Raw genomic sequence first — 20,488 nt, 5'->3', positions numbered from 1 at the left:
AGATGCAACCCTCTGCCAAGGCCCTCGTGCCATTTGTCTCTGTCGATCACATGATGCAGCTGATCCATCACATCGGCCTGCCCGAAATGCTGCGCGGCATCGCCGCCAATATCGAAGAGGATTTCCGCCGCTGGGAGTTGTTTGACAAAACGCCGCGCGTGGCCTCGCATTCCGCGAACGGCGTGATCGAACTGATGCCGACCTCGGATGGTGAAGTCTACGGCTTCAAATACGTTAACGGCCATCCCGCCAACACGGTAGACGGGTTGCAGACCGTGACAGCCTTTGGCCTGCTGGCAAATGTCGCCAACGGCTACCCGGTGCTACTGTCCGAAATGACCCTGCTGACCGCACTTCGCACCGCCGCCATGTCCGCCGTGGCCGCAAAATATCTGGCTCCCAAGGGCGCCACCACCATGGCGATGATCGGCAACGGCGCACAGTCGGAGTTTCAGAGCGTCGCCATGCAGGCGATTTGCGGCATCACCAATGTCCGCCTCTACGACACCGACGCTGCTGCCACAGCCAAATGCGCCCGCAACCTCGCAGCCTCTGGCCTGTCAGTCACCACCTGCACCAGCCCGGAACACGCCATCGAGGGCGCGCAGATCCTGACCACCTGCACCGCTGACAAACAATACGCCACCATCCTGACCGACAACATGGTCGGTGCAGGCGTTCACATCAACGCCATCGGCGGTGACTGCCCCGGCAAAACAGAACTCGCCCCGGCGATTCTGCACCGCGCGGCTATCTTTGTGGAATACACCGAACAAACCCGGATCGAAGGCGAGATCCAGCAATTGCCTGCTGACTATCCGGTGACCGAACTCTGGCATGTTATCGCCGGTCAGGCCCAGGGGCGGCGGGATGCGCGCCAGATCACACTTTTCGACAGTGTCGGATTCGCGATCGAGGATTTCAGCGCCCTGCGCTACATCCGCGCACAGATCAAAGGCACGCCCTTCTTCCATCCGCTCGACCTTTTGGCGGATCCGGACGACCCCCGCGACCTGTTCGGGATGCTTCAGCGGGCAACCCCAAAACAAAATACCTGAACCGTCGCGCCGTGCGCGAAGACGAAGCGCCCCCAGCTTCTTCTCTTTCTAAATACGCACCTGGCGCAATCAACCATTCCCAGCTGTCCCGACAGCACGCAGTTCGTGACCCGCGCAGCATCTCAATCCAGAACGGATACTGAACATAGCTGGCGGAAAGATATGCATATTCACCACAAACCCGCGTAAAGTCGCGACTAAGTCGGGGAACGGGCCGTGAATGTCGCAATCGGCCAATTGAAACTTGGACAAAAGAACGATTACACGGGATCAAACACCTGCAAAGACCGCCCGCGGTGCCTGCACAAAGGAAAACACAATGTCTGACGACGACGAAATCATCCTGTCCGAACTTGATGACGACGAGCTGGTCCAGCAGATGTTTGACGATCTGTATGACGGTCTCAAGGAAGAGATCGAAGAAGGCGTGAACATCCTTCTCAGCCGCGGTTGGACGCCTTACGGGATTCTGACCGAGGCGCTGGTGGGCGGCATGACCATCGTCGGCAAGGATTTCCGCGATGGCATCCTTTTTGTCCCCGAAGTGCTGCTGGCCGCCAATGCGATGAAGGGCGGAATGTTTATCCTCAAGCCGCTGCTGGCCGAAACCGGCGCGCCCCGCGTCGGCAAGATGGTGATCGGCACGGTCAAGGGCGATATCCACGATATCGGCAAAAACCTTGTCGGCATGATGATGGAAGGTGCGGGTTTCGAAGTCGTAGATCTGGGCATCAACAACCCGGTCGACGCCTACCTTGACACTGCCGAGACCGAAGGCGCCGATATCGTCGGAATGTCAGCCCTGCTGACCACTACCATGCCATATATGAAGGTGGTGATCGACACGATGATCGAGCGTGGAATCCGCGACAATTACATCGTTCTGGTCGGTGGTGCGCCCCTGAACGAGGAATTCGGCAAGGCAATCGGCGCGGATGCGTATTGCCGGGATGCTGCTGTTGCGGTCGAAACGGCCAAAGAATTCGTCAACCGCAAGCATAATCAGGTGGCCTGACGCGCGCGGCAGGCGAATTCCTGCCTTTTGGTGGCTGGATATGCGTCTGTGCCTTTTGTTTTCCGTGGTGAATACCATATGATGCAAAGAAGGGAGATTCGCATGCCAGTTACGTCATTTGCCCTCATGATTCTGGGTGTCATCGGAGCCGGCGGGCTGACCGTCTGGGCGCTCAATGCTTGGGGGGTGCTGACTGTTTTGCCGGTTGCAATGGCAATCGGCCTGATAGGGCGATGGGCGCTGGGTCGTGTTCCCTTTGATGACAGCCATCCTTGAAAACACAGCTACTCGTGAAGGTTTTGGTACCTCCGAAAGCGCGAAACCGACTGACGGCGAGCTGACTGATGTGGGGCTAGCACCGCAACGCACCGGGCGCATTCTGCTCGTTGCGTGTGGTGCGCTCGCACGCGAAATCATCGACGTCAGGGATCGCAACGGTTGGGACCACATGGACCTGACCTGCCTGCCCGCAATTCTGCACAACCACCCGGATAAGATCACCGACGCTGTACGCGCCGCTGTGGCGCGGCATCGGGACGCCTACGAATCGGTGCACGTGGTTTATGCAGATTGCGGCACCGGTGGGCTATTGCAGGCAGCCTGCGCGGAACTGGGCGTCGAACTGGTCGCCGGTCCACATTGTTACAGCTTTTTCGAGGGCAACAGCACCTTTGCCGACCGCGATGAGATCACCGCGTTTTATCTCACCGATTTTTTGGTCCGACAATTTGATGCTTTTGTCTGGAAGCCGCTTGGACTCGATCGGCACCCGGATCTGCGTGATATGTATTTCGGCAATTATCAAACCCTGGTCTATCAGGCGCAAACCAACGATCCCGCACTGACCGAGCGAGCGCGCAGCTATGCAGAGCGCCTTGGCCTGGCGTTTGAACGCCGCTACACTGGATATGGTGATCTGGAAACCACGCTGGATGGTTGGGCCCGACGCTGACCCAGCTTGGTTGTCAGCGGGTCAAAACCGCCGACACCGGCACCAGAGACACCTGTGCAGCACGATCCTGCAACCCCCAGAGCAACAGCGCCGACAGGGTGTCGGGCCGAAGCCGCCCCATAACAATCACCGCCCCATCCTGACGCGCCCGAAACGCGGCTCCGTCCAAGAACCGGCGGATGGTGCGCGGATCCTGTCCTTCGCCGTCAAAGTCGCGGAACACGCTGCCTGCGGCGACGCCGTCGCGCGCGGCCAGCGCCTGCGCTGTGTTCAGGCCATTGGGTTGAAACACCAGCCCGCGCCCGGATGACCCGCTGAACTGCGCTGCCTGGTCCGACACCCGGCGCGTGGCCTGAAGGCCACCTTGCGGGCTTTCGAGCAACGCCACCGCTTCGGGCACCGCCGCGACCGAAGCGGCAAGGCTCACCTCGACATCGCTGGGCATGGCACCTTCAGGGATAGCGGCCAGCGCCATCACTTCGAACCCTTGGGCGCGGTACCCTGACATGCGGCTGGCGGCGTTGGGACTGGCTGGATCAACCGCAAATGTGATGGCAAAGGGAAACGCATCCAGCGCATCGGGGCCAAGCGGCCCCTGCGTGTTATCAAGCAGAATGATAGCCATAAGCGGTAGGTCAGGCGTCACCTCAACCGGAACGGCAAACCGCTGCAAGGGCGGCAATGCATCGTCTGCGGCGGGGTCCTCGGCAACCGGCGCGGGAACAAAATTTGTCGCGCCGATGGTCGGTAACCGCCCGGTCGCCGCCGCCGGGTCCCGGTCAACCAGTGACACCGCCGGTTTACCGATCGCGGGCCGATTCAAAGCGGGCGCGGAGGCTTCGCCATTGGGTGGCTCGGGGGCGGGTTCCGCGTCAGGGGCGGCATCTGGCTCGGCAACGGCGACCCGGTCTGTGCCAGCATCAGGTTGACCTTCGGTCCCGGCTTGCGGCTCAGAAACTGCAATCGGGGCTGGTTCGACCATCGCGATCTCGTCCGGTTTGTCGGCCTCAACAGCTTCCGCGTCCGCATCGGCGACAACAGGCGGCATCTCAGGCGCAGCCTCGGGCGGTTCATCGGCAGCAACCAATCCGCTATCCTCAGTCGGAACCTGTGGTGCCGGTGGCTGCGCCGGTTCGGTCGCAATCGATGGTTCTGGCTCGGCTGTCGGAGCACGGGGCGCCTGAGACTGAACACTGGGGCTGACAGGCGTGTCTGCGATCACCGCGACCGATGCACCGCTATCCGACACGTCGGGAGCGATCCCGATGCTGTCAGCCGGGGCAACCTGCGGCGCGCTGCCCGGTGTGGTGTCACTCGTCACCGCCTGATCGCTGTTCCCGGCCTGCGGCAAAGGGGCGGGTTCGGTTTGCGCCACTTCGCTCTCGTCGCCCGGGCGACGGGCCGCTGCGGGCGGCGCTGGTGATTGCGGCGCCTCGGTCGCGGCCTCCTCATACCGGACGGGCGGCACATCAGACGGGGCTTCGGAGGAAGTCGGCGCAACTTCGGGATTGGTCTTGGTCTCGGGCAGCGTGCTGGCGGTCTGCTCTTTCAGTTCAGAGGGTGCTGCCATCGCATCGTTTGAAGATGGCACTCCAATTGCCACCGATATGGCACCAGCCCCGACGACCGAAAGAACGGCACCGGCGAGCGCACCTGTTACATATCCTTTGACCATGACTTTGCCCTCTCACTAACTGCGCTGCGCCTCGCGACTTCGGGCCGACCTCATTCCTCTGACCGACCGCCGGGATCCGCGCCTGTTGACGTCGCACCCCGCACCTGCACAGGTATACCGCTATACCTATCCACCAGACCAGTCCCGGAAATGAAGAAACATCCAGACTGCGCCATATCGTGCCGTCTGGAACAGTATTGCCACAACACACTCATGCCGATTCAACACGGATTCTCCCGCATCTTTTGAATACCGCATCCGCCGCCAATTCAGTCGATCTGAGCGCGCGGAGACCAGGCTTTGCCCGGCGCGGTTTACACAGACCCGCTGATCGGCAATAAGTCGCGCCAATGCTTCTGCAATTCCGGGCAGGCTGGCAGGCGCGTCCAAGGATTCACCCCCCCTTTTGCGCCGACACCTGACCCGATATGATGCGAGCGCAATGTAAACAACCGGCTGTGCCCCAATGCTGCTATTGATCGATAATTACGACAGCTTCACTTACAATCTCGTGCATTACTTTGGCGAGCTTGGGACCGAAGTGCGAGTGATGCGCAACGACGCGCTGGACGTGCAGGCGGCGATGGCGATGAACGCCTCTGGCATTGTTCTTTCGCCCGGGCCGTCCGACCCGGACCATGCCGGCATCTGCCTGGCCCTAACGATGGCTGCCGCTGAAACGGCAACACCGCTGATGGGCGTTTGTCTGGGTCATCAGACCATCGGCCAGGCCTTTGGCGGCACGGTCGTGCAACACGCCGAGATTGTCCATGGCAAACTGGGCCAGATGCGGCACACCGGCTCTGGCCTGTTTGCGGGCCTGCCGTCGCCCTTTGACGCGACGCGCTATCATTCACTGGTGGTGGACCGTGCTACCCTGCCCGACTGTCTAGAAATCACGGCAGATATTGAGGATGGCACCATAATGGGCCTGCAGCATCGCGATCTGCCAATCCACGGTGTGCAGTTTCACCCCGAATCCATCAAGTCCGAACACGGCCACGCACTGATGCGCAATTTCCTGAACATCCTGAAAGTCCCGGCATGAGCGATCTACTCAAACCGCTGATTGGCGCAGCCGCCGACCGCCCCTTGACCCGCGCCGAGGCCGAGACAGCGTTTGGCCTTTTGTTCGCAGGCGAGGCCACGCCGAGCCAGATCGGCGGGCTGCTGATGGCTCTGCGGACACGCGGCGAAACGGTGGATGAATATTCCGCCGCCGCCTGGGTCATGCGCGAAAAATGTCACAAGGTGCGGGCGCCCAAGGGCGCGATGGACATCGTTGGAACCGGCGGTGATGGCAAAGGCACGCTGAATATCTCGACCGCGACCGCCTTTGTGGTCGCGGGCGCGGGTGTGCCGGTGGCCAAGCATGGCAACCGCAATCTGTCGTCAAAATCTGGGGCGGCAGACGCGCTGACCCAGATGGGAATCAACGTGATGATCGACGCGCAACATGCTGAAAAAGCGCTGAATGATGTCGGGATCTGCTTTATGATGGCGCCTATGCACCATCCGGCTATGGCCCATGTCGGCCCGGTTCGAACCGAGCTGGGAACCCGCACGATCTTTAACATCCTCGGGCCGCTGACCAACCCGGCTGGGGTCAAACGCCAACTGACAGGGGCGTTTAGTCGCGACCTGATCCGGCCTATGGCCGAAACGCTGGCGCAGCTTGGATCGGAAAAGGCCTGGCTGGTGCATGGATCGGACGGCACCGATGAATTGACGATCACCGGGATCAGCTGGGTGGCCGAACTGGGGCTGGACGGTTCTGTGACCGACCGCGAAGTCCACCCGGAAGAGGCCGGATTGCCTATACATCCATTTGAATCGATCGTCGGTGGCACACCCGAACAGAATGGTCGCGCCTTTCGCGCACTCCTCGCGGGCGAACCTTCGGCCTACCGCGACGCTGTTCTGCTGAATGCCGCAGCGGCGCTATTGGTTGCGGACCACGTAAACTCTCTACCGGATGGCGTTGAAAAGGCACGTGAAAGCATCGACAGCGGCGCAGCCCTTGGACGCGTTGAGGCATTGGCGCGCGCCACTCAGAATGGCTGATCTGTCACCACCTGTTGCATGGGCGCATCTGCCGTTTTTTACCCAGACGCTGCCGGGTATTTCTCAGGCCCTTGCGGAAGAGGATCGCGCGGTTTTCCCGCCCAAACGCTACATCTTTCGCGCTCTCGATTTGACCCCGCCAGAGGCGACCAAAGTGGTTATCCTTGGACAGGATCCCTACCACACAGCGGGCAAGGCTGATGGGCTGGCCTTTTCAATCCCGCAGGATTTTGGCGGCAGGCTTGACAGCCTTGGTAATATTTTCAAAGAGTTAGAGTCCGACCTTGGCGCCCCACGTGATCGCACCGACCTGTCCGACTGGGCGCGACAGGGGGTACTTCTGCTCAATACCGCACTGACGGTGCCCGAGGGCAAGGCGAAAGGCCACGCAAAACTGGGCTGGGCCCAGTTGACCCGTGACGTGCTGATCGCCCTGTCGGACAGACCCTGTGCCTTTGTGCTCTGGGGTGGGCCGGCACAAAGCTTTGCCCGCCACATCACTGGACCAGATCATCTGATCCTACGCAGCCCGCATCCCTCGCCACTCTCGGTGTACCGGGGATTTTTCGGCTCTCGCCCCTTTTCCCAGGTCAACGTCTGGCTTATTGCAAGGGGCGAGGATCCCATCAACTGGACAAAGACATGACAGGCACCATTCTGGACAAGATCAAGGCCTATAAGCTGGCCGAGGTCGCCGCCGACAAAGCCGCCCTGCCAATGGCCGAGGTCGAAGCGCGCGCCCGTGCCGCAGATCCGGTACGCCCCTTTGGCACAGCATTACAGGCGGCACAGACCGATGGCTACGGCCTGATCGCCGAAGTTAAGAAAGCTTCGCCCTCCAAAGGGTTGATCCGGGAGGATTTTCATCCATCCACCCTCGCTACGGCTTATGAATCTGGTGGCGCGACCTGCCTGTCCGTTCTGACGGACACCCCCAGTTTTCAAGGTGCAAAACCGTTTCTGACCCAGGCACGCGCCGCTACCAACCTGCCCGCGCTGCGCAAGGATTTTATGTACGACCCATATCAGGTGGCCGAGGCGCGCAGCCTGAATGCCGACTGTATTCTGATCATCATGGCCTCGGTCTCGGACATGCAGGCAGCAGAGCTTGAGGCATGCGCAACGGATTGGGGTATGGACGCGCTGATTGAGGTGCATGACCGGGCCGAACTTGACCGCGCACTTGCGCTGAAATCCAGATTGATTGGTGTAAATAACCGCAATCTCAAGACGTTCGAGACCACTCTTGATACCACCCGCCGCTTGTCGGCACATGTCCCCGCTGACCGCATGCTGATTTCGGAATCCGGGCTCAACTCCCCAGCTGATCTGGCGGATATGGCCGCGCATGGCGCGCGTGCCTTCCTCATCGGCGAAAGCCTGATGCGGCAAGAGGATGTTGCGCAGGCGACCAGGACGCTGCTGGCCAACCCGGTGGCTGCATAAGATGGCGGATCTGACCCATTTCGATGCCAAGGGCGACGCCCATATGGTCGATGTTTCCGATAAGGCGGTGACGTCGCGTATCGCAACGGCCGCAGGTTACATTAAAATGGCCAAAGAAACCTTTGATATTATTACCGAAGGTCGCGCCAAAAAAGGCGATGTGATCGGCATTGCGCGGCTTGCCGGTATCATGGGCGCCAAGAAAACGCCGGATCTGATCCCGCTCTGCCATCCGCTACCCGTCACCAAAGTGTCGGTCGAGCTTGAGCCGGACGCCGACCTGCCGGGACTTCGTATCACCGCAACCGTCAAGACCACAGGCCAGACCGGCGTCGAGATGGAAGCGCTGACCGCTGTTAGTATCGCCGCGCTGACCGTCTATGACATGGCCAAGGCGGTGGACAAACAGATGGAGATCAGCGGTATCCGCGTATTGCTCAAGGACGGTGGCAAATCCGGCCGGTTCGAGGCGCCATGATCGCCGTCGCCGAGGCGCTCGATCAGCTCTTTGCGCTTGTGCCGCCGATGCAGACCGAAACTGTGGCGTTATGCGACGCACTCGGCCGGGTTTTGGCGAATGACGCGGTGGCGCTGCGTGATCAGCCGCCCTTTGCCGCATCCGCCATGGATGGCTATGCGGTGACAGACGCCACCCCAGGCGCGACGCTGACGGTAATTGGCGCGTCAGCCGCAGGCCATGGATTTGATGGTTCGGTCGGTCCCGGTCAGGCCGTGCGCATTTTCACCGGTGCCCCCCTGCCACAAGGGGCCACGCGCGTGATCATCCAAGAGGACGTGACCCGCAGTGAAGACCGCATCGTACTGGGTGGCAACCTAGATACTTCGACCCATATCCGTCCGGCAGGAAACGATTTTACTGTTGGCGCACGGCTTTCTGCGCCTCGTCAGCTGGCGCCAAACGACATCGCCTTGCTCGCGTCGATGAACATTGCCCACGTCCAGGTCACGCGGCGTCCCGTGGTGGCGCTGATCGCCACCGGAGACGAGCTTGTGATGCCCGGAGAGCCCCCCGGACCGGATCAGATCGTTGCGTCGAACAGCTTTGGTCTGTTCGCACATCTTATCGCGCTGGGGGCGGAACCAAGGTTACTGCCCATCGCCCGCGACACCCCAGAGGCACTGCGCACGGTGTTGGAATTGGCGCGCGGTGCTGACTTGATCATCACCATTGGCGGTGCTTCAGTTGGGGATCATGATCTGGTTGCTCCGGTGACGGCAAGCCTTGGAATGCAGCGGGCCTTTTACAAGGTGGCGATGCGTCCAGGCAAACCGCTGATGGCGGGGCGGTTGGGGCAATCGATGCTGATCGGGTTGCCGGGGAATCCGGTGTCCGCCATGGTCTGTGGTCATGTGTTCGTTGCCCCCGTGGTCCGCGCGATGCTGGGGTTAGAACAGACTTTTGCGCCGCGCCGCAGCGCATTTCTGGCCGAACCACTGCCAACCAACGGACCACGCGAGCATTACATGCGCGCCCGGATCGAAGATGGGAAGTTGCGCGCTTTTGACCGGCAGGACAGTGCCTTGCTTAGCGTACTTGCGCAGGCGAATGCGCTGATTGTGCGCCCGCCAAACGATCCGGCCCGTGCGGCAGGCGCTCTGGTTGAATACCTCGGAATGTGAACTGGGGGCGGCCAGTCCCAGCGCCCACTGATCCTGAAACCCAGTGGCCTGAGGTCATAGACCTTGCGCCATGATCGGGTTTCGGTGACTGTGCGCCAAAGCTGCGCAAGAACCGGAGGCCGCGTGTCACACCCTCACCCCCCTTGCGCGGCTGGCTCAAACGGACCTTTGGCCGGGGTCCGCATTATGGATCTGTCGCGCATTCTGGCCGGGCCGACCTGTACGCAATTGCTGGGTGACTACGGCGCCGAAGTAATCAAAGTCGAGCGCCCCGGTTTGGGCGACGACACACGTGCCTGGGGACCGCCCTATGTCACCGATCCAGATGGAAAACCAACGTCTGAGAGCGCTTATTACCTCAGCGCCAATCGCAACAAACGCTCAGTTTCTGTCGATATTTCGAACGCTTCGGGTGCCGAAACCGTGCGCAGGATGGTGCCGCAATTCGATGTATTCATTGAAAATTTCAAAGTCGGCGGCCTCGCACAATACGGCCTTGATCACGCGACATTGCTGCGGGACAATCCGGGGCTGATCTATTGCTCGATCACCGGGTTTGGCCAAACCGGTCCGAACGCGCACAAACCCGGTTATGATTTGCTGGCGCAGGCATTTGGTGGCATCATGAGCCTGACTGGCGCCCCCGAAGGCGAACCGACAAAGGTCGGCGTCGGCATTGCCGATGTGGTCTGCGGATTATATGCCGCCACCGCCATTCTTGCCGCCCTGCGCCACCGCGATATGACGGGCCAAGGTCAGCATATCGACATCGCGCTGGCTGACACGACGGTCGCATGGCTGGTGAACGCTGGCACCAACTACCTCACATCCGGCACGCCGCAGCCGCGTCTGGGCAATCAGCATCCCAACATCGTGCCTTATCAGGTCTTTGCCGCGTCCGACGGGCATTTGATTGTCGCCGCCGGAAATGATGCACAATACAGTCGGCTCTGCAGACTGCTGACGCGCGACGATCTGGCAACGGACCCGCGCTTTGCCACCAACCTGCTCCGCGTTGAACACCGCGACGTGCTGATCCCGATCCTTGCCGCTGAAATCGCCTGTCACGCGCGCGATCATCTGGTGCGCGGAATGGAGGATGCAGGCGTGCCCGGCGGACCGATCAACACCCTGCCCGATGTCTTTGCCTCGGATCAGGTGGCGGCGCGTGACATGGTGGTGTCGATGCCGGAATCGCGCGCCAGTTCAGGCAAGGTTGATCTGATCGGCAACCCGGTGAAATTCAGCCAGACACCGGTCACCTATCGCCACGCCCCGCCGACCTGCGGTCAGGACAATGACCTGTTGGCCGCGTTGCTCGCAGATCCCAACGGCAAGGAGACCGCCTAGATGTACCCGCTCAGCTCTGATCAGCGCGACCTCATGGCCCGCGCGCGCGACCTCGCCGAAACCCAGTTTCGCCCTCTCGCAGCCGAGGTTGACCAGACCGAGGCCTATCCCTGGGACTCTGTCGCCGCGCTGAATGCGGCCGGTTTCATGGGTATGACCATTCCCCAGGCTTATGGTGGTCAGGGCCGCAGTTATCACGACACCGTTGTCGTGATTGAGGAAATGGCCCGTTGTTGCGCCACCATGGGCCGCATCACGGTCGAGGCAAATATGGGCGCGATCGGTGCCGTCATGGCCTATGGGTCCGAGGCCCAGAAACGGCTGGCGGCGGATCACGTGCTGTCGGGGGATAAACCCGCGATCTGTATCACAGAACCAAACGCCGGATCCGCCGCGACCGAGATGACAACCACCGCAGTCAAGCGCGGCGACCGCTATATTCTGAACGGGCAAAAATACTGGATTACCGGCGGCGGTGTATCACGATTCCATCTGATCTTTGCCCAGCTGGTCGAGGATGGCGTTTCGCAGGGCATTGCCGGCTTCATCGCCCTGCGCGATGAGACGCCGGGCCTGATCATCGGCGCGCGCGAACCTGCAATGGGTGTGCGGGGCATCCCTGAAACCTATGTCGATTTTCAGGATATGGAGATCCCCGAGGATCGTATCCTGATCCCGCCCCAAGGTATGCGGCGCGGATTTGCCGGGTTGATGAACGCTTATAACGCGCAGCGGGTTGGCGCGGGAACTGTGGCACTGGGGATTGCCCAGGGCGCATACGAGGCGGCGCTGGATTATGCCGGTCGGCGCGAACAGTTCGGTCGGCCAATTGGGGAATTTCAGGGGCTGCAATGGATGCTGGCGGATATGTCCATCGGGCTGGATGCGTCGCGGGCGCTACTGCACGGCGCGGCGATGACGGCGGGTGACGGATTTCCCGATATGGCCGCAGCGGCACGCGCCAAAGTACTGGCATCCGAGACCGCGCTAAAGGTCACAAACGACGCGCTCCAGATCCACGGGTCGATGGGCTATTCGCGCAATCTCGCGCTTGAGCGGCACGTGCGCGACGCCCGGATGTTTACCATCGCGGGCGGCACGGCGCAGATCCTGAGAACCCAGATTGCCGGGTCGATTCTGGGGATCAAGACGCCACAGACGCGCGATGGCTATAGCCGCGCGGCAGCGTCGTTTGCCGCCAAGACCTAACCCAAGCGCCTCAGCAATTCACGCGACGGCTGGCCGGTTGCGGGCAGACCAACGCTGGCCTGATAGGCACGGATTGCCTCTTCGGACTTGGGACCGATCACACCGTCACTGCCGCCGGTGTCAAACCCGTGCGCCGTCAGTCGCTGTTGCAGCATTTGCCGATCATCCATCGTCAGACCGTTGCGATCTGGCGGAAAACTGGCTGACAGCGGCCCGGCCCCGGCGATACGGTCCGACAGGTAGCCGACGCCGATGCCGTAATTTTCAGAATTATTGTAGCGCAAGATCACATCAAAGTTGAGAAAGGCAAGGAAGGCGGGACCGGTCAGGCCCATCGGCAGCAACAGCGCCGCCGCCCCGTGATCCGGCACCGCCCCGCCAGACACCGCGCGCACGCCAAGTGCCGACCATTCTGATACCGCGCGGCGACGGCCCCGACCGGCCAGACCTGCATCAAACCCCGATGGCAGGCGCACCTCCTGGCCCCATGGCATCCCCCGCCGCCAGCCAGACGCCCCAAGATAGGCCGCGGTTGACGCCAGCCCGTCAGTCGGATCTTCGGACCAGATATCGCGCCGCCCGTCGCCTCGGAAATCCACGGCATAGGCCTCGAACGTCGTGGGAATGAACTGGGTGTGCCCCATGGCGCCAGCCCAGCTGCCGACCAGATTGGTTGCGGACACATCCCCCCGCTCCAGAATGCGCAGCGCCGCGATCAGCTGCTTTTCAAAGAACACGCCGCGCCGCCCGTCATACGCCAGCGTCGACACCGCTGAGATGACAGGGATATCGCCGCGCCGGGCGCCATAGTTGCTCTCCATCCCCCAGACTGCGGCGACGACATTGGCGGGCACGCCATGACGGCCCTCGATCTCGGACAGCAGGCCTGCGTGCTGGCGGAATTTCTGCCGCCCGGTCGCCACTTTGTCGGGTGAGGCGACGATAGCGAGGTAATCTTCGAGCGTGCGGGAAAATTCGGTCTGGTTGCGGTCCCTCTCGACAACGCCGGGCAGATAGCCCGCGTTTCGAAACGCCGCATTCAGCGTCGCGGGTGACACGCCCTGCGCTTGCGCCCGCCCACGGAATGCCGCAACCCATGCGTCATATCCTGCATTGGGCTGCGGGCGCAGGCCGGGATCGGGGCGCGCCGCGCTGACGGTTGCCGGACCGCTGCCCCCGCCGCACCCCGACAACAGCGCTGCCGTTCCTGCCAAAGCGATCCATCGCCGTGTGACCTGCATGTTTTGTGCCCTTTTTGCCGTGTTTTCCTGACAGACTGAGCGTATCGCGGTTCGGGCGCAAGAGGCCGCGCATCACAACCGCTTCACCTCAGGCGCGGACACGCGTCAGGTCGCGCAGACCGTCAGGGACAATCCGCATCGGCCCAGACCCTGAGCCCACGTTTGAACATACCACCCAGCGGATGCTCTTTGGACAGGGCGCGGGCGGTATCCTGGACCAGATAGGTCTTGCCCTGTGTACACAGGGCCTCGCGCGTCCAATTGTGGCAATCAGCACAATGTTTGCCCTTCCATACCTCTTCGGGCAGCCCTTCGATCGGCGGGAAGAGTGGCGAGAGCGTGATAATCTCTTCGATGCTACGGCCTTGGACCGGTTCTCCGCCGCTGGGAAACGGCGTGGTAAAAGTCAGCCCCTCCAGATCAGCAGAAGACGCGGGTGGCTGTGCAGGTGTCGGCTCGGCTGTGGTTGGTTCTGCGGGTGCTTCGACTTCAGGCACCACTGCGGCGGCAGTGTCAGCCAAAACGCTTAGCTCGAACGCCGCCAGTTCGGCATATATTCCGCCGGGGAACGCATCCAGATATGCCTGATACCCGGCAGCGTCGCCGCTGGCTTGGGCCGCGGCGATCAACCCCTCTTCTGAGACCGAGGGTGTCCTGACAGCCAGAGGCGGCGACTGGTGTTCGGGCTCTGCCGTGACCTGGGCCCCAAGTTCGGCGTTCATCAGCGTGCTCAGCAATGTGCGTGCGTCGGCTTGATACCGCCCTTCGGGATAGCTGCGCAGAAAGAGGATGATCTGCACCGGATCACCGCTCTCGCGTACCGAAAACCACAGCTGCTCTTCCTGCATTTGTTCAGCCGTCAGCCTGACCTTGGTGACAAACGAGAATTCGCCAGTCAGGGATGAGGTGTCCCACGGCGTCTGCTGACCATTGGTTTCGGCAATGACGGCCACACGCACCTTTTTAAAGATTTGTTCGATGGGCACACCGGGCGCGCGGATCTCTTGGGCCAGCGCCTTGGTAAAGGGGCTATTGTCGCCCTGACCATCCAGCGCCACGGCGCCGGGGGCGGTGGAGTATGACAGAAAGGTGCCGGTGGGGGCGTTCATTTCGGCCAGACCGTTGTCGGTCAGATCGCGGATCGCGGCAAAGGGGTTGTTGCGGCAGGCATCCAGAATGACGATGTTGGTCTGATTGCGCGCCGAGCGCATCTGCCGCAACACCGCGTCAGCGGGCACTGCCACCAGCGACAGATCAGCGGCATCCGCCAGCGCGGCATCGGTTGGCAGCAAAAAGTTGGTGCCAAAGGACTGCACCGCATGGCCGGCATAGTAGAACAGCCCGGTCGCCTCGGTTCCCGCCGCCCGCAGATCGCGCCCGAATTGCGAGATGCCTTCGTTCAGCGCGGACTGCTCCACGTCGGTCAGAATCGTCACCTCGAACCCCTGCCCACGCAGGGTATCCGCCATCAGAACGGCGTCCGGTACAGTGTTTTCCAGCGAAGTGACCGACGAATAGCTGCCGTTGCCAACGATCAGCGCGATGCGCGGTTCCGCCCCGGCGGCCAAAGCCCAGAGGACAAACATAGCAGACAGGACGCAGCGGGCAAAACTCATCATCTAGTTTTCGAGCACCTTGAATTCGATCCGGCGGTTTTTCAGACGCCCCTCGCTCGTGTCGTTGCTGGCGATGGGCGACAATTCTCCGTAACCTTTGCTGACCATTGTGCCTTTTCCAAGCCCCTTGCCCAACAAATATTCTGTCACCGACGCGGCGCGTGATTGCGACAGGCGCTGGTTCTGCGCCTCGCCCCCAACGGAATCGGTGTGTCCGCCCACCTCGATCATCATATCCGGGCAGCGCAGAACGATATCGGCAAGACTGTCCAGCAGTGGCGCGCTCTCGTCTTGCAGTCGTGCAGAGCCGGAGGTGAAATAGATATTGCCGGTGCGCGACAGGATTTCGAACCGGCCCTTGCAGGCCTCGGCGTCAAAATTCCCCTGTGTCTCAAGCGCGACCGAAGATGGCGTCACAGGCGATGGCGCGGGTGTCGCGGTCGTGGTGTCACGGGCAAACACCCAATCGAACGATATCGTCGCCGACGGGATGATATCGACATTCGCTGCCTCTTGTAGTTTTTGCAGCCCTTCCAACAAGTTAAAGTCTGATACTGCCACAGAAATAGGAGCGTCAGATGCAACCGACACCATGTCATCACTCAGAAGAGTGACAATGACTTCGGATTCATACGCTTTTTGTACGCCGTGCAGATCAATGACATAGCTGACCGGGATCGTCTTGCGGCGCCGGGTTGGCAGGTCGGCCAATTGCGCCGGGTCGATCCGGGCCACGATCCGGGCCTCGGGGAATTTGAATGTCTCGAAAAACAGGAACCGCATCCGCACATTGCGCAGATCCACATTGGTATCGACGGAATCAAGCAGGACGGTCACCAGCGCCGTGCCCTGGTCGTCGATTGACCCCTGCAAGCTGGCAAAACTGCTGGATTCCACCACGGTCTGTTTCTTGACCGACTGGAACCGCAGGTTCGACATGGTGGGTTGCAGCGACCAACCGCCTTCGAACGGCGATTGCGCCCGTCCAGTTTCAGCTGACGCCACCCACAGAATACAGGCCAAACTCAGGGCGCAGAACCGCGTTAATGTTGTGACAGATGGGATTTTGCTCATTTCGGATGCCCTCGTGAAATTAAATCGCGCGACCAGCCGACACTGTTGGCGACGGGCCACCTTCAAATGAATGCGGCAATTGTATCAGAGATTTTGCGTATTGTATCAGCCCTGTTCCAGTCAGCAGCGCACAAGTCAGCACGCGGCCACAGAAAGTCAAAGATGGTGGAGCTTTGGCTCGAAGCGTGAAACAGTCCCGCGACACACCGCAGCAAGGGAGAGAGTCACGTATGAGCGTTTCGGATAATCTGGAGGATGCCGGACTTTATGTCGGGCGGGCATGGGACACTGCAGCGGACGGGCCGATCATCGTGCGGCGGATGCGGGGCACGGTTGAGGATATCACCTCGGCGACGGCCCCCACCCTGCGCGATGTGTTGGAGCAACCGGACCCCGCCGCCTATGTGGCCTCTGCGCCGGGCCGCGCGGTCGAGGTCACGCAATGGCTGCCACCGTGTGATCTTCAGGCGATCAAGGCTTGCGGCGTCACCTTTGCCCAGTCCATGCTGGAACGCGTGATCGAAGAGCGCGCAGCCGGCGATCCCGCCCGCGCCGCTGCAATCCGCGCGGATCTGGGGGAGATCATCGGCGGCGCCATCGAGACGCTGAAACCCGGCAGCGCGGCGGCAGAACGGGTCAAACAGACGCTGATCGACCGCAAGATGTGGTCGCAATACCTCGAAGTCGGGATCGGCCCCGATGCCGAGGTGTTTACCAAGGCGCAGCCGATGTCATCGGTCGGGCCGGGTGCGATGGTTGGCCTGCATCCTGTGTCGCACTGGAACAACCCAGAGCCCGAGATCGTGCTGGCCGTCAACAGCCGCGGCGAGACGTTGGGCGCGACCCTGGGCAACGACGTCAACCTACGCGATGTTGAGGGGCGGTCCGCCCTGTTGCTGGGCAAGGCCAAGGACAACAACGCCTCGTGCAGCATCGGCCCGATGATCCGCCTGTTTGACGGCAGTTTCGGCATAGACGATATCCGCAACGCCGAGGTGCTGCTTGAGGTGCGGGGGGACGACGGTTTTACCCTCGAAGGGCGGTCGTCCATGACCAAGATCAGCCGCGATCCGCTCGACCTTGTGGCGCAGACTTGCGGCGCGCATCACCAGTATCCCGATGGTTTCATGCTGTTCCTTGGCACGATGTTCGCGCCGACACAGGATCGCGGTGCACCGGGTCAGGGGTTCACCCATTCCGTGGGCGACGTGGTGCGGATCACAAGTTCCGGGCTTGGGGCGCTGGAAAACACCGTGGCGCTCAGCCCCGATTGCCCGCCCTGGACCTTTGGCACAGCGGCGTTGATGCGCAATCTGGCCCGGCGTGGGTTGCTGAGCTGACGGAAAATTGCGCGGCCTCAGCTACGGCCGCGCATCAGGTCCTGCATCAGTTCGATTTCTTCACCGGTCAGATCCGTCAGCGGTGTGCGCACTGACCCCGCGTCAAACCCGCGCAGCCGCACACCGGCCTTGATTGCAGAAACCGCATACCCGATCTTGCGATCACGAATTTTGGCAAACGGGTAGTAGAATTCGGCCAATAGCCGTTCGCAGGTGGCATCATCCCCCGCTGAAAATGCTCGGTGGAATTCGAGTGCGGTGGCAGGCACAAAGTTGAACACAGCCGAGGAATAGGTCGGCATCCCTGCCCCGCGATACGCCTGCGCAAACAACTCATGCGTGGGCATACCGCCGATATAACTCAGCCGGTCGCCCAGCGTCAGCGTCACCCGGCGCACGGTGTCGATATCGCCGGTCCCGTCCTTGAAACCGATCAGGTTCGGGCAATCATCGGCCAGACGCATCAGGGTATCAGCGCTGACACGGCTTTGACCGCGATTGTAAACAATGACCGCCATGCGCGTGCTGTTGCAGACGGCGCGAATATGCGCCTCAATCCCGTCCTGGGGCGCGCCGATAAGGTATTGCGGCAGCAGCAGGATACCGGTCGCCGCCTGCCGCCTCGATCCCCTGCGCCATTTCGCAGGCCTGACGGGTGCCATACCCACAGCCCGAGATGATCGGTTGCCCCGGCTGCGCGGCTTTGGCAGTGCGCACCACCTCGATCACCTCGGTTGGTGTCAGCGAAAACAGCTCGCCCGTGCCGCCGGCAACGATGAGGCCCGCAACCGGATAATCGGACAACCATTCCAGGTGAGCGCGAAACTGAACCGGAGCAAAGTCGCCGTTGTCGCCAAAGGGTGTCACCGGAAAGGACAAAAGTCAGTTGCGGATCCGATCCTGAAGATCATGGTTGTCAAGCATCGGGTGTCTTGGTCCTGCGTGCATCGGGATAAGAGTCGCGGGTGATACGCGCTGTCCCTCTATCGCTCTGCCCCAGCCTTCGTCGCCGGGACAGAGAGTTTCAGTGCCGAGGTTCAGTCCAGATCGGCGGGCAGCACATCAGCAGGGATGTTCTGATAGCAGACCGGGCGCAGGAAACGCCGGATCGACAGCGTCCCGACCGATGTGGCGCCAAAGTTGGTCGATGCCGGATAGGGCCCACCATGCACCATGGTATCCGCGACCTCGACCCCGGTGGGAAATCCGTTGGCCAGCACCCTGCCCGCCTTGCGTTCCAGCACCGGCAGCAATTGTCGCGCCAGCGGCGCGTCATCCGCATCCATCTGCATCGTGGCGGTCAACTGCCCCTCAAACCCCTTGGCGAGAGCGATCATCTCTTGTGCATTCGCGACCCGGACGACCAACCCCAACGGGCCAAACACCTCTTCGCCCAAGGCGTGATCCTGCAGATAGTTGGCAGCGTCGGTTTCATACAGCGCGGGTTTCGCGGTGCGCCCTTCGTTTTGTGACGACAGCAGTGGGGTCACTGCATTGCGCCCATCGAACCGTTGCTGGCCGTCGCGATAGGCGCTCGCGATACCGTCGGTCAGCATGACCTGCGCGCCGACGCCCTCAAGCGCGGTCCGCGTAGCGGCGACAAACGCATCCCCAGCCGCACCGGTTTCGACCACGGCGATACCGGGATTGGTGCAGAACTGACCGGCCCCCATGGTCAGCGACCCGGCCCATCCGGTGCCGATCTCGGCCCCACGCGCAGCAGCGGCAGCAGGCAACACAAACATCGGATTGACCGAGCCGAGTTCGCCAAAGAACGGGATTGGTTCAGGACGCTGCGCGCACAGATCAAACAGCGCACGCCCACCACCCAGAGATCCGGTAAAGCCGACCGCCTTGATCAGCGGATGCTGCACCAGCGCAGTACCCACATCGCGCCGCCCGCCCTGGATCAGGCTAAAGACACCTTTGGGCATGTTACAGCTATTGATCGCAGCATGGATCGCTTCGGCGATGATTTCGCCGGTGCCGGGGTGGGCGGAATGGCCTTTGACCACCACCGGGCAACCTGCCGCCAGCGCCGCCGCCGTGTCGCCCCCCGCCGTCGAAAACGCGAGAGGAAAGTTAGACGCGCCAAAGACTGCAACCGGGCCGATCGGACGCTGCATCATACGCAATTCAGGGCGCGGCAGCGGCGCGCGGTCGGGCAGTGCGGCATCGTGGCGTACATCCAGATAAGCACCGTCGCGGATATGGCTGGCGAACAGGCGTAACTGACCCGTGGTGCGACCGCGTTCCCCCTGAAGCCGACCTTCGGGCAGGCCGGTTTCCTGGCTGCCAATCTCAGTGATGGCATCGGCGCGGGCCTCAATCTCGTCAGCGATGGCGTCCAGAAACGCGGCCCGTTCGGCGCGTGTGGTGTAGCCATAGGTCCAGAATGCGTCCTCGGCCGCTTCGCAGGCTTGGTTGACCAGATCGACCGATCCGACGGAAAACGCGTGCGCGGGTCCGTTGGCTGGCTCGGACTCAAAGCTTTGTCCGGATGCAAGCCACTCACCCGCGATCAGATGTTTGCCGTGAGGTTTGAATTTGGGATCATCTAGCATGGCTGTCTCGCTTTCATCATGTTTCGGCGCAATTTCAGCCGCCCGGACTCGTTATTGAGACGAAGCCTGCGACGGCCAACTATGGTCCGGTGATAGCGGATGAGCACGTCAATACAATGGGCATCTGCCGTGATGCCGCCACAGATTGTCAGGTTTATGGGATATAGCGGATTTCAACGCTGGTGCGATTGATCCGCCCCCAAGGCCGCTGGTGCGCGTCAGGCCCGCGATCCAGAGGCGGCC

Annotated in this window: 18 protein-coding genes and 1 pseudogene; 13 read left to right on the top strand and 6 right to left on the bottom strand. The window is 61.5% G+C overall.

Annotated elements, in window-relative coordinates; genetic code table 11:
• Positions 1 to 2 precede the first annotated feature (2 nt).
• The 4 genes from IMCC21224_RS09725 (at position 3) to IMCC21224_RS09715 (ending at position 3,025) form a co-directional block, all read left to right on the top strand.
• Positions 3 to 1,058, top strand: coding sequence for an ornithine cyclodeaminase (locus IMCC21224_RS09725; protein WP_047995187.1), 1,056 nt, complete (start codon positions 3 to 5; stop codon positions 1,056 to 1,058).
• Positions 1,059 to 1,377: 319 nt separating this feature from the next.
• Entirely contained in the window at positions 1,378 to 2,073 is a 696-nt protein-coding gene (locus IMCC21224_RS09720) for a B12-binding domain-containing protein (protein ID WP_047995186.1), read from the top strand.
• Between the two features lie 102 nt (positions 2,074 to 2,175).
• Positions 2,176 to 2,349, top strand: coding sequence for a hypothetical protein (locus IMCC21224_RS28185; RefSeq protein WP_197089192.1), 174 nt, complete (start codon positions 2,176 to 2,178; stop codon positions 2,347 to 2,349).
• Complete coding sequence (locus IMCC21224_RS09715) at positions 2,333 to 3,025, top strand: DUF1638 domain-containing protein (protein ID WP_082135172.1); 693 nt, start codon at positions 2,333 to 2,335, stop codon at positions 3,023 to 3,025. Before IMCC21224_RS28185 ends, IMCC21224_RS09715 begins: the two co-directional genes overlap by 17 nt.
• 13 nt (positions 3,026 to 3,038) lie before the next feature.
• On the opposite strand, the gene IMCC21224_RS09710 is transcribed toward IMCC21224_RS09715, so the two are convergent.
• Positions 3,039 to 4,700 carry a divergent polysaccharide deacteylase family protein gene (locus IMCC21224_RS09710; RefSeq protein ID WP_053078943.1) on the bottom strand — a complete coding sequence of 554 codons (1,662 nt, stop codon included), beginning with the start codon at positions 4,698 to 4,700 and terminating at the stop codon, positions 3,039 to 3,041.
• Between the two features lie 466 nt (positions 4,701 to 5,166).
• Between IMCC21224_RS09710 and IMCC21224_RS09705 the strand changes: the two genes are divergently transcribed.
• From IMCC21224_RS09705 to acdA, 8 genes are all read left to right on the top strand, one after another.
• Positions 5,167 to 5,748: an aminodeoxychorismate/anthranilate synthase component II gene (locus IMCC21224_RS09705; RefSeq protein WP_047995185.1), complete on the top strand. Its 582-nt coding sequence runs from the start codon at positions 5,167 to 5,169 to the stop codon at positions 5,746 to 5,748.
• Positions 5,745 to 6,764 (top strand): anthranilate phosphoribosyltransferase, encoded by a 1,020-nt coding sequence (gene trpD / locus IMCC21224_RS09700; protein WP_047995184.1) that lies wholly within the window; start codon positions 5,745 to 5,747, stop codon positions 6,762 to 6,764. The genes IMCC21224_RS09705 and trpD overlap by 4 nt, the downstream gene beginning before the upstream one ends.
• Complete coding sequence (locus tag IMCC21224_RS09695) at positions 6,757 to 7,410, top strand: uracil-DNA glycosylase (RefSeq protein ID WP_047995183.1); 654 nt, start codon at positions 6,757 to 6,759, stop codon at positions 7,408 to 7,410. Before trpD ends, IMCC21224_RS09695 begins: the two co-directional genes overlap by 8 nt.
• Positions 7,407 to 8,210, top strand: a complete 804-nt coding sequence (gene trpC, locus IMCC21224_RS09690; RefSeq protein ID WP_047995182.1) for an indole-3-glycerol phosphate synthase TrpC — start codon at positions 7,407 to 7,409, stop codon at positions 8,208 to 8,210. The genes IMCC21224_RS09695 and trpC overlap by 4 nt, the downstream gene beginning before the upstream one ends.
• Before the next feature lies 1 nt (position 8,211).
• Positions 8,212 to 8,688: a cyclic pyranopterin monophosphate synthase MoaC gene (gene moaC / locus IMCC21224_RS09685; RefSeq protein WP_047995181.1), complete on the top strand. Its 477-nt coding sequence runs from the start codon at positions 8,212 to 8,214 to the stop codon at positions 8,686 to 8,688.
• Positions 8,685 to 9,851, top strand: coding sequence for a gephyrin-like molybdotransferase Glp (gene glp, locus IMCC21224_RS09680; protein ID WP_047995180.1), 1,167 nt, complete (start codon positions 8,685 to 8,687; stop codon positions 9,849 to 9,851). Before moaC ends, glp begins: the two co-directional genes overlap by 4 nt.
• A 123-nt stretch (positions 9,852 to 9,974) precedes the next feature.
• Positions 9,975 to 11,201 (top strand): CaiB/BaiF CoA-transferase family protein, encoded by a 1,227-nt coding sequence (locus IMCC21224_RS09675; RefSeq protein ID WP_255347987.1) that lies wholly within the window; start codon positions 9,975 to 9,977, stop codon positions 11,199 to 11,201.
• Complete coding sequence (acdA, locus tag IMCC21224_RS09670) at positions 11,202 to 12,410, top strand: 3-sulfinopropanoyl-CoA desulfinase (RefSeq protein WP_047995178.1); 1,209 nt, start codon at positions 11,202 to 11,204, stop codon at positions 12,408 to 12,410.
• On the opposite strand, the gene IMCC21224_RS09665 is transcribed toward acdA, so the two are convergent.
• The 3 genes from IMCC21224_RS09665 to IMCC21224_RS09655 all read right to left on the bottom strand — a co-directional run bounded on the left by IMCC21224_RS09665 (position 12,407) and on the right by IMCC21224_RS09655 (position 16,341).
• Positions 12,407 to 13,651, bottom strand: a complete 1,245-nt coding sequence (locus IMCC21224_RS09665) for a lytic murein transglycosylase (RefSeq protein WP_047995177.1) — start codon at positions 13,649 to 13,651, stop codon at positions 12,407 to 12,409. The genes acdA and IMCC21224_RS09665 overlap by 4 nt on opposite strands.
• 122 nt (positions 13,652 to 13,773) lie before the next feature.
• On the bottom strand, positions 13,774 to 15,270 hold the full coding sequence (locus tag IMCC21224_RS09660; RefSeq protein WP_047995176.1) for a caspase family protein: 1,497 nt from the start codon (positions 15,268 to 15,270) through the stop codon (positions 13,774 to 13,776).
• Positions 15,271 to 16,341: an OmpA family protein gene (locus IMCC21224_RS09655; protein ID WP_047995175.1), complete on the bottom strand. Its 1,071-nt coding sequence runs from the start codon at positions 16,339 to 16,341 to the stop codon at positions 15,271 to 15,273. It abuts the gene before it with no gap.
• A gap of 230 nt (positions 16,342 to 16,571) precedes the next feature.
• Between IMCC21224_RS09655 and IMCC21224_RS09650 the strand changes: the two genes are divergently transcribed.
• Positions 16,572 to 17,681: a fumarylacetoacetate hydrolase family protein gene (locus IMCC21224_RS09650; RefSeq protein WP_047995174.1), complete on the top strand. Its 1,110-nt coding sequence runs from the start codon at positions 16,572 to 16,574 to the stop codon at positions 17,679 to 17,681.
• Positions 17,682 to 17,698: 17 nt separating this feature from the next.
• Here IMCC21224_RS09650 and IMCC21224_RS09645 read toward each other — a convergent pair.
• A pseudogene (locus IMCC21224_RS09645) lies at positions 17,699 to 18,560 on the bottom strand (5-dehydro-4-deoxyglucarate dehydratase).
• 158 nt (positions 18,561 to 18,718) lie between these two features.
• Entirely contained in the window at positions 18,719 to 20,245 is a 1,527-nt protein-coding gene (locus IMCC21224_RS09640) for an aldehyde dehydrogenase (NADP(+)) (RefSeq protein ID WP_047995173.1), read from the bottom strand.
• Between the last annotated feature and the right edge of the window lie 243 nt (positions 20,246 to 20,488).

Origin of the sequence: Puniceibacterium sp. IMCC21224 (assembly GCF_001038505.1) — a bacterium.
In the GTDB taxonomy this organism is placed as follows: Bacteria; Pseudomonadota; Alphaproteobacteria; order Rhodobacterales; family Rhodobacteraceae; genus Puniceibacterium.
The sequence above is the reverse complement of the archived record's forward strand: the minus strand, read 5'-3'. Positions and strand labels throughout refer to the sequence as shown.

Bases quoted from the DNA above. Each gene is read 5' to 3' on its own strand.
- IMCC21224_RS28185 (WP_197089192.1), top strand. From the start codon at position 2,176: ATGCCAGTTACGTCATTTGCCCTCATGATTCTGGGTGTCATCGGAGCC.
- IMCC21224_RS09640 (WP_047995173.1), bottom strand. From the start codon at position 20,245: ATGCTAGATGATCCCAAATTCAAACCTCACGGCAAACATCTGATCGCG.
- IMCC21224_RS09650 (WP_047995174.1), top strand. From the start codon at position 16,572: ATGAGCGTTTCGGATAATCTGGAGGATGCCGGACTTTATGTCGGGCGG.
- IMCC21224_RS09665 (WP_047995177.1), bottom strand. From the start codon at position 13,651: ATGCAGGTCACACGGCGATGGATCGCTTTGGCAGGAACGGCAGCGCTG.
- IMCC21224_RS09725 (WP_047995187.1), top strand. From the start codon at position 3: ATGCAACCCTCTGCCAAGGCCCTCGTGCCATTTGTCTCTGTCGATCAC.
- IMCC21224_RS09660 (WP_047995176.1), bottom strand. From the start codon at position 15,270: ATGATGAGTTTTGCCCGCTGCGTCCTGTCTGCTATGTTTGTCCTCTGG.
- trpC (WP_047995182.1), top strand. From the start codon at position 7,407: ATGACAGGCACCATTCTGGACAAGATCAAGGCCTATAAGCTGGCCGAG.
- glp (WP_047995180.1), top strand. From the start codon at position 8,685: ATGATCGCCGTCGCCGAGGCGCTCGATCAGCTCTTTGCGCTTGTGCCG.
- trpD (WP_047995184.1), top strand. From the start codon at position 5,745: ATGAGCGATCTACTCAAACCGCTGATTGGCGCAGCCGCCGACCGCCCC.
- IMCC21224_RS09695 (WP_047995183.1), top strand. From the start codon at position 6,757: ATGGCTGATCTGTCACCACCTGTTGCATGGGCGCATCTGCCGTTTTTT.
- moaC (WP_047995181.1), top strand. From the start codon at position 8,212: ATGGCGGATCTGACCCATTTCGATGCCAAGGGCGACGCCCATATGGTC.
- acdA (WP_047995178.1), top strand. From the start codon at position 11,202: ATGTACCCGCTCAGCTCTGATCAGCGCGACCTCATGGCCCGCGCGCGC.
- IMCC21224_RS09720 (WP_047995186.1), top strand. From the start codon at position 1,378: ATGTCTGACGACGACGAAATCATCCTGTCCGAACTTGATGACGACGAG.
- IMCC21224_RS09710 (WP_053078943.1), bottom strand. From the start codon at position 4,700: ATGGTCAAAGGATATGTAACAGGTGCGCTCGCCGGTGCCGTTCTTTCG.
- IMCC21224_RS09705 (WP_047995185.1), top strand. From the start codon at position 5,167: ATGCTGCTATTGATCGATAATTACGACAGCTTCACTTACAATCTCGTG.
- IMCC21224_RS09715 (WP_082135172.1), top strand. From the start codon at position 2,333: ATGACAGCCATCCTTGAAAACACAGCTACTCGTGAAGGTTTTGGTACC.
- IMCC21224_RS09655 (WP_047995175.1), bottom strand. From the start codon at position 16,341: ATGAGCAAAATCCCATCTGTCACAACATTAACGCGGTTCTGCGCCCTG.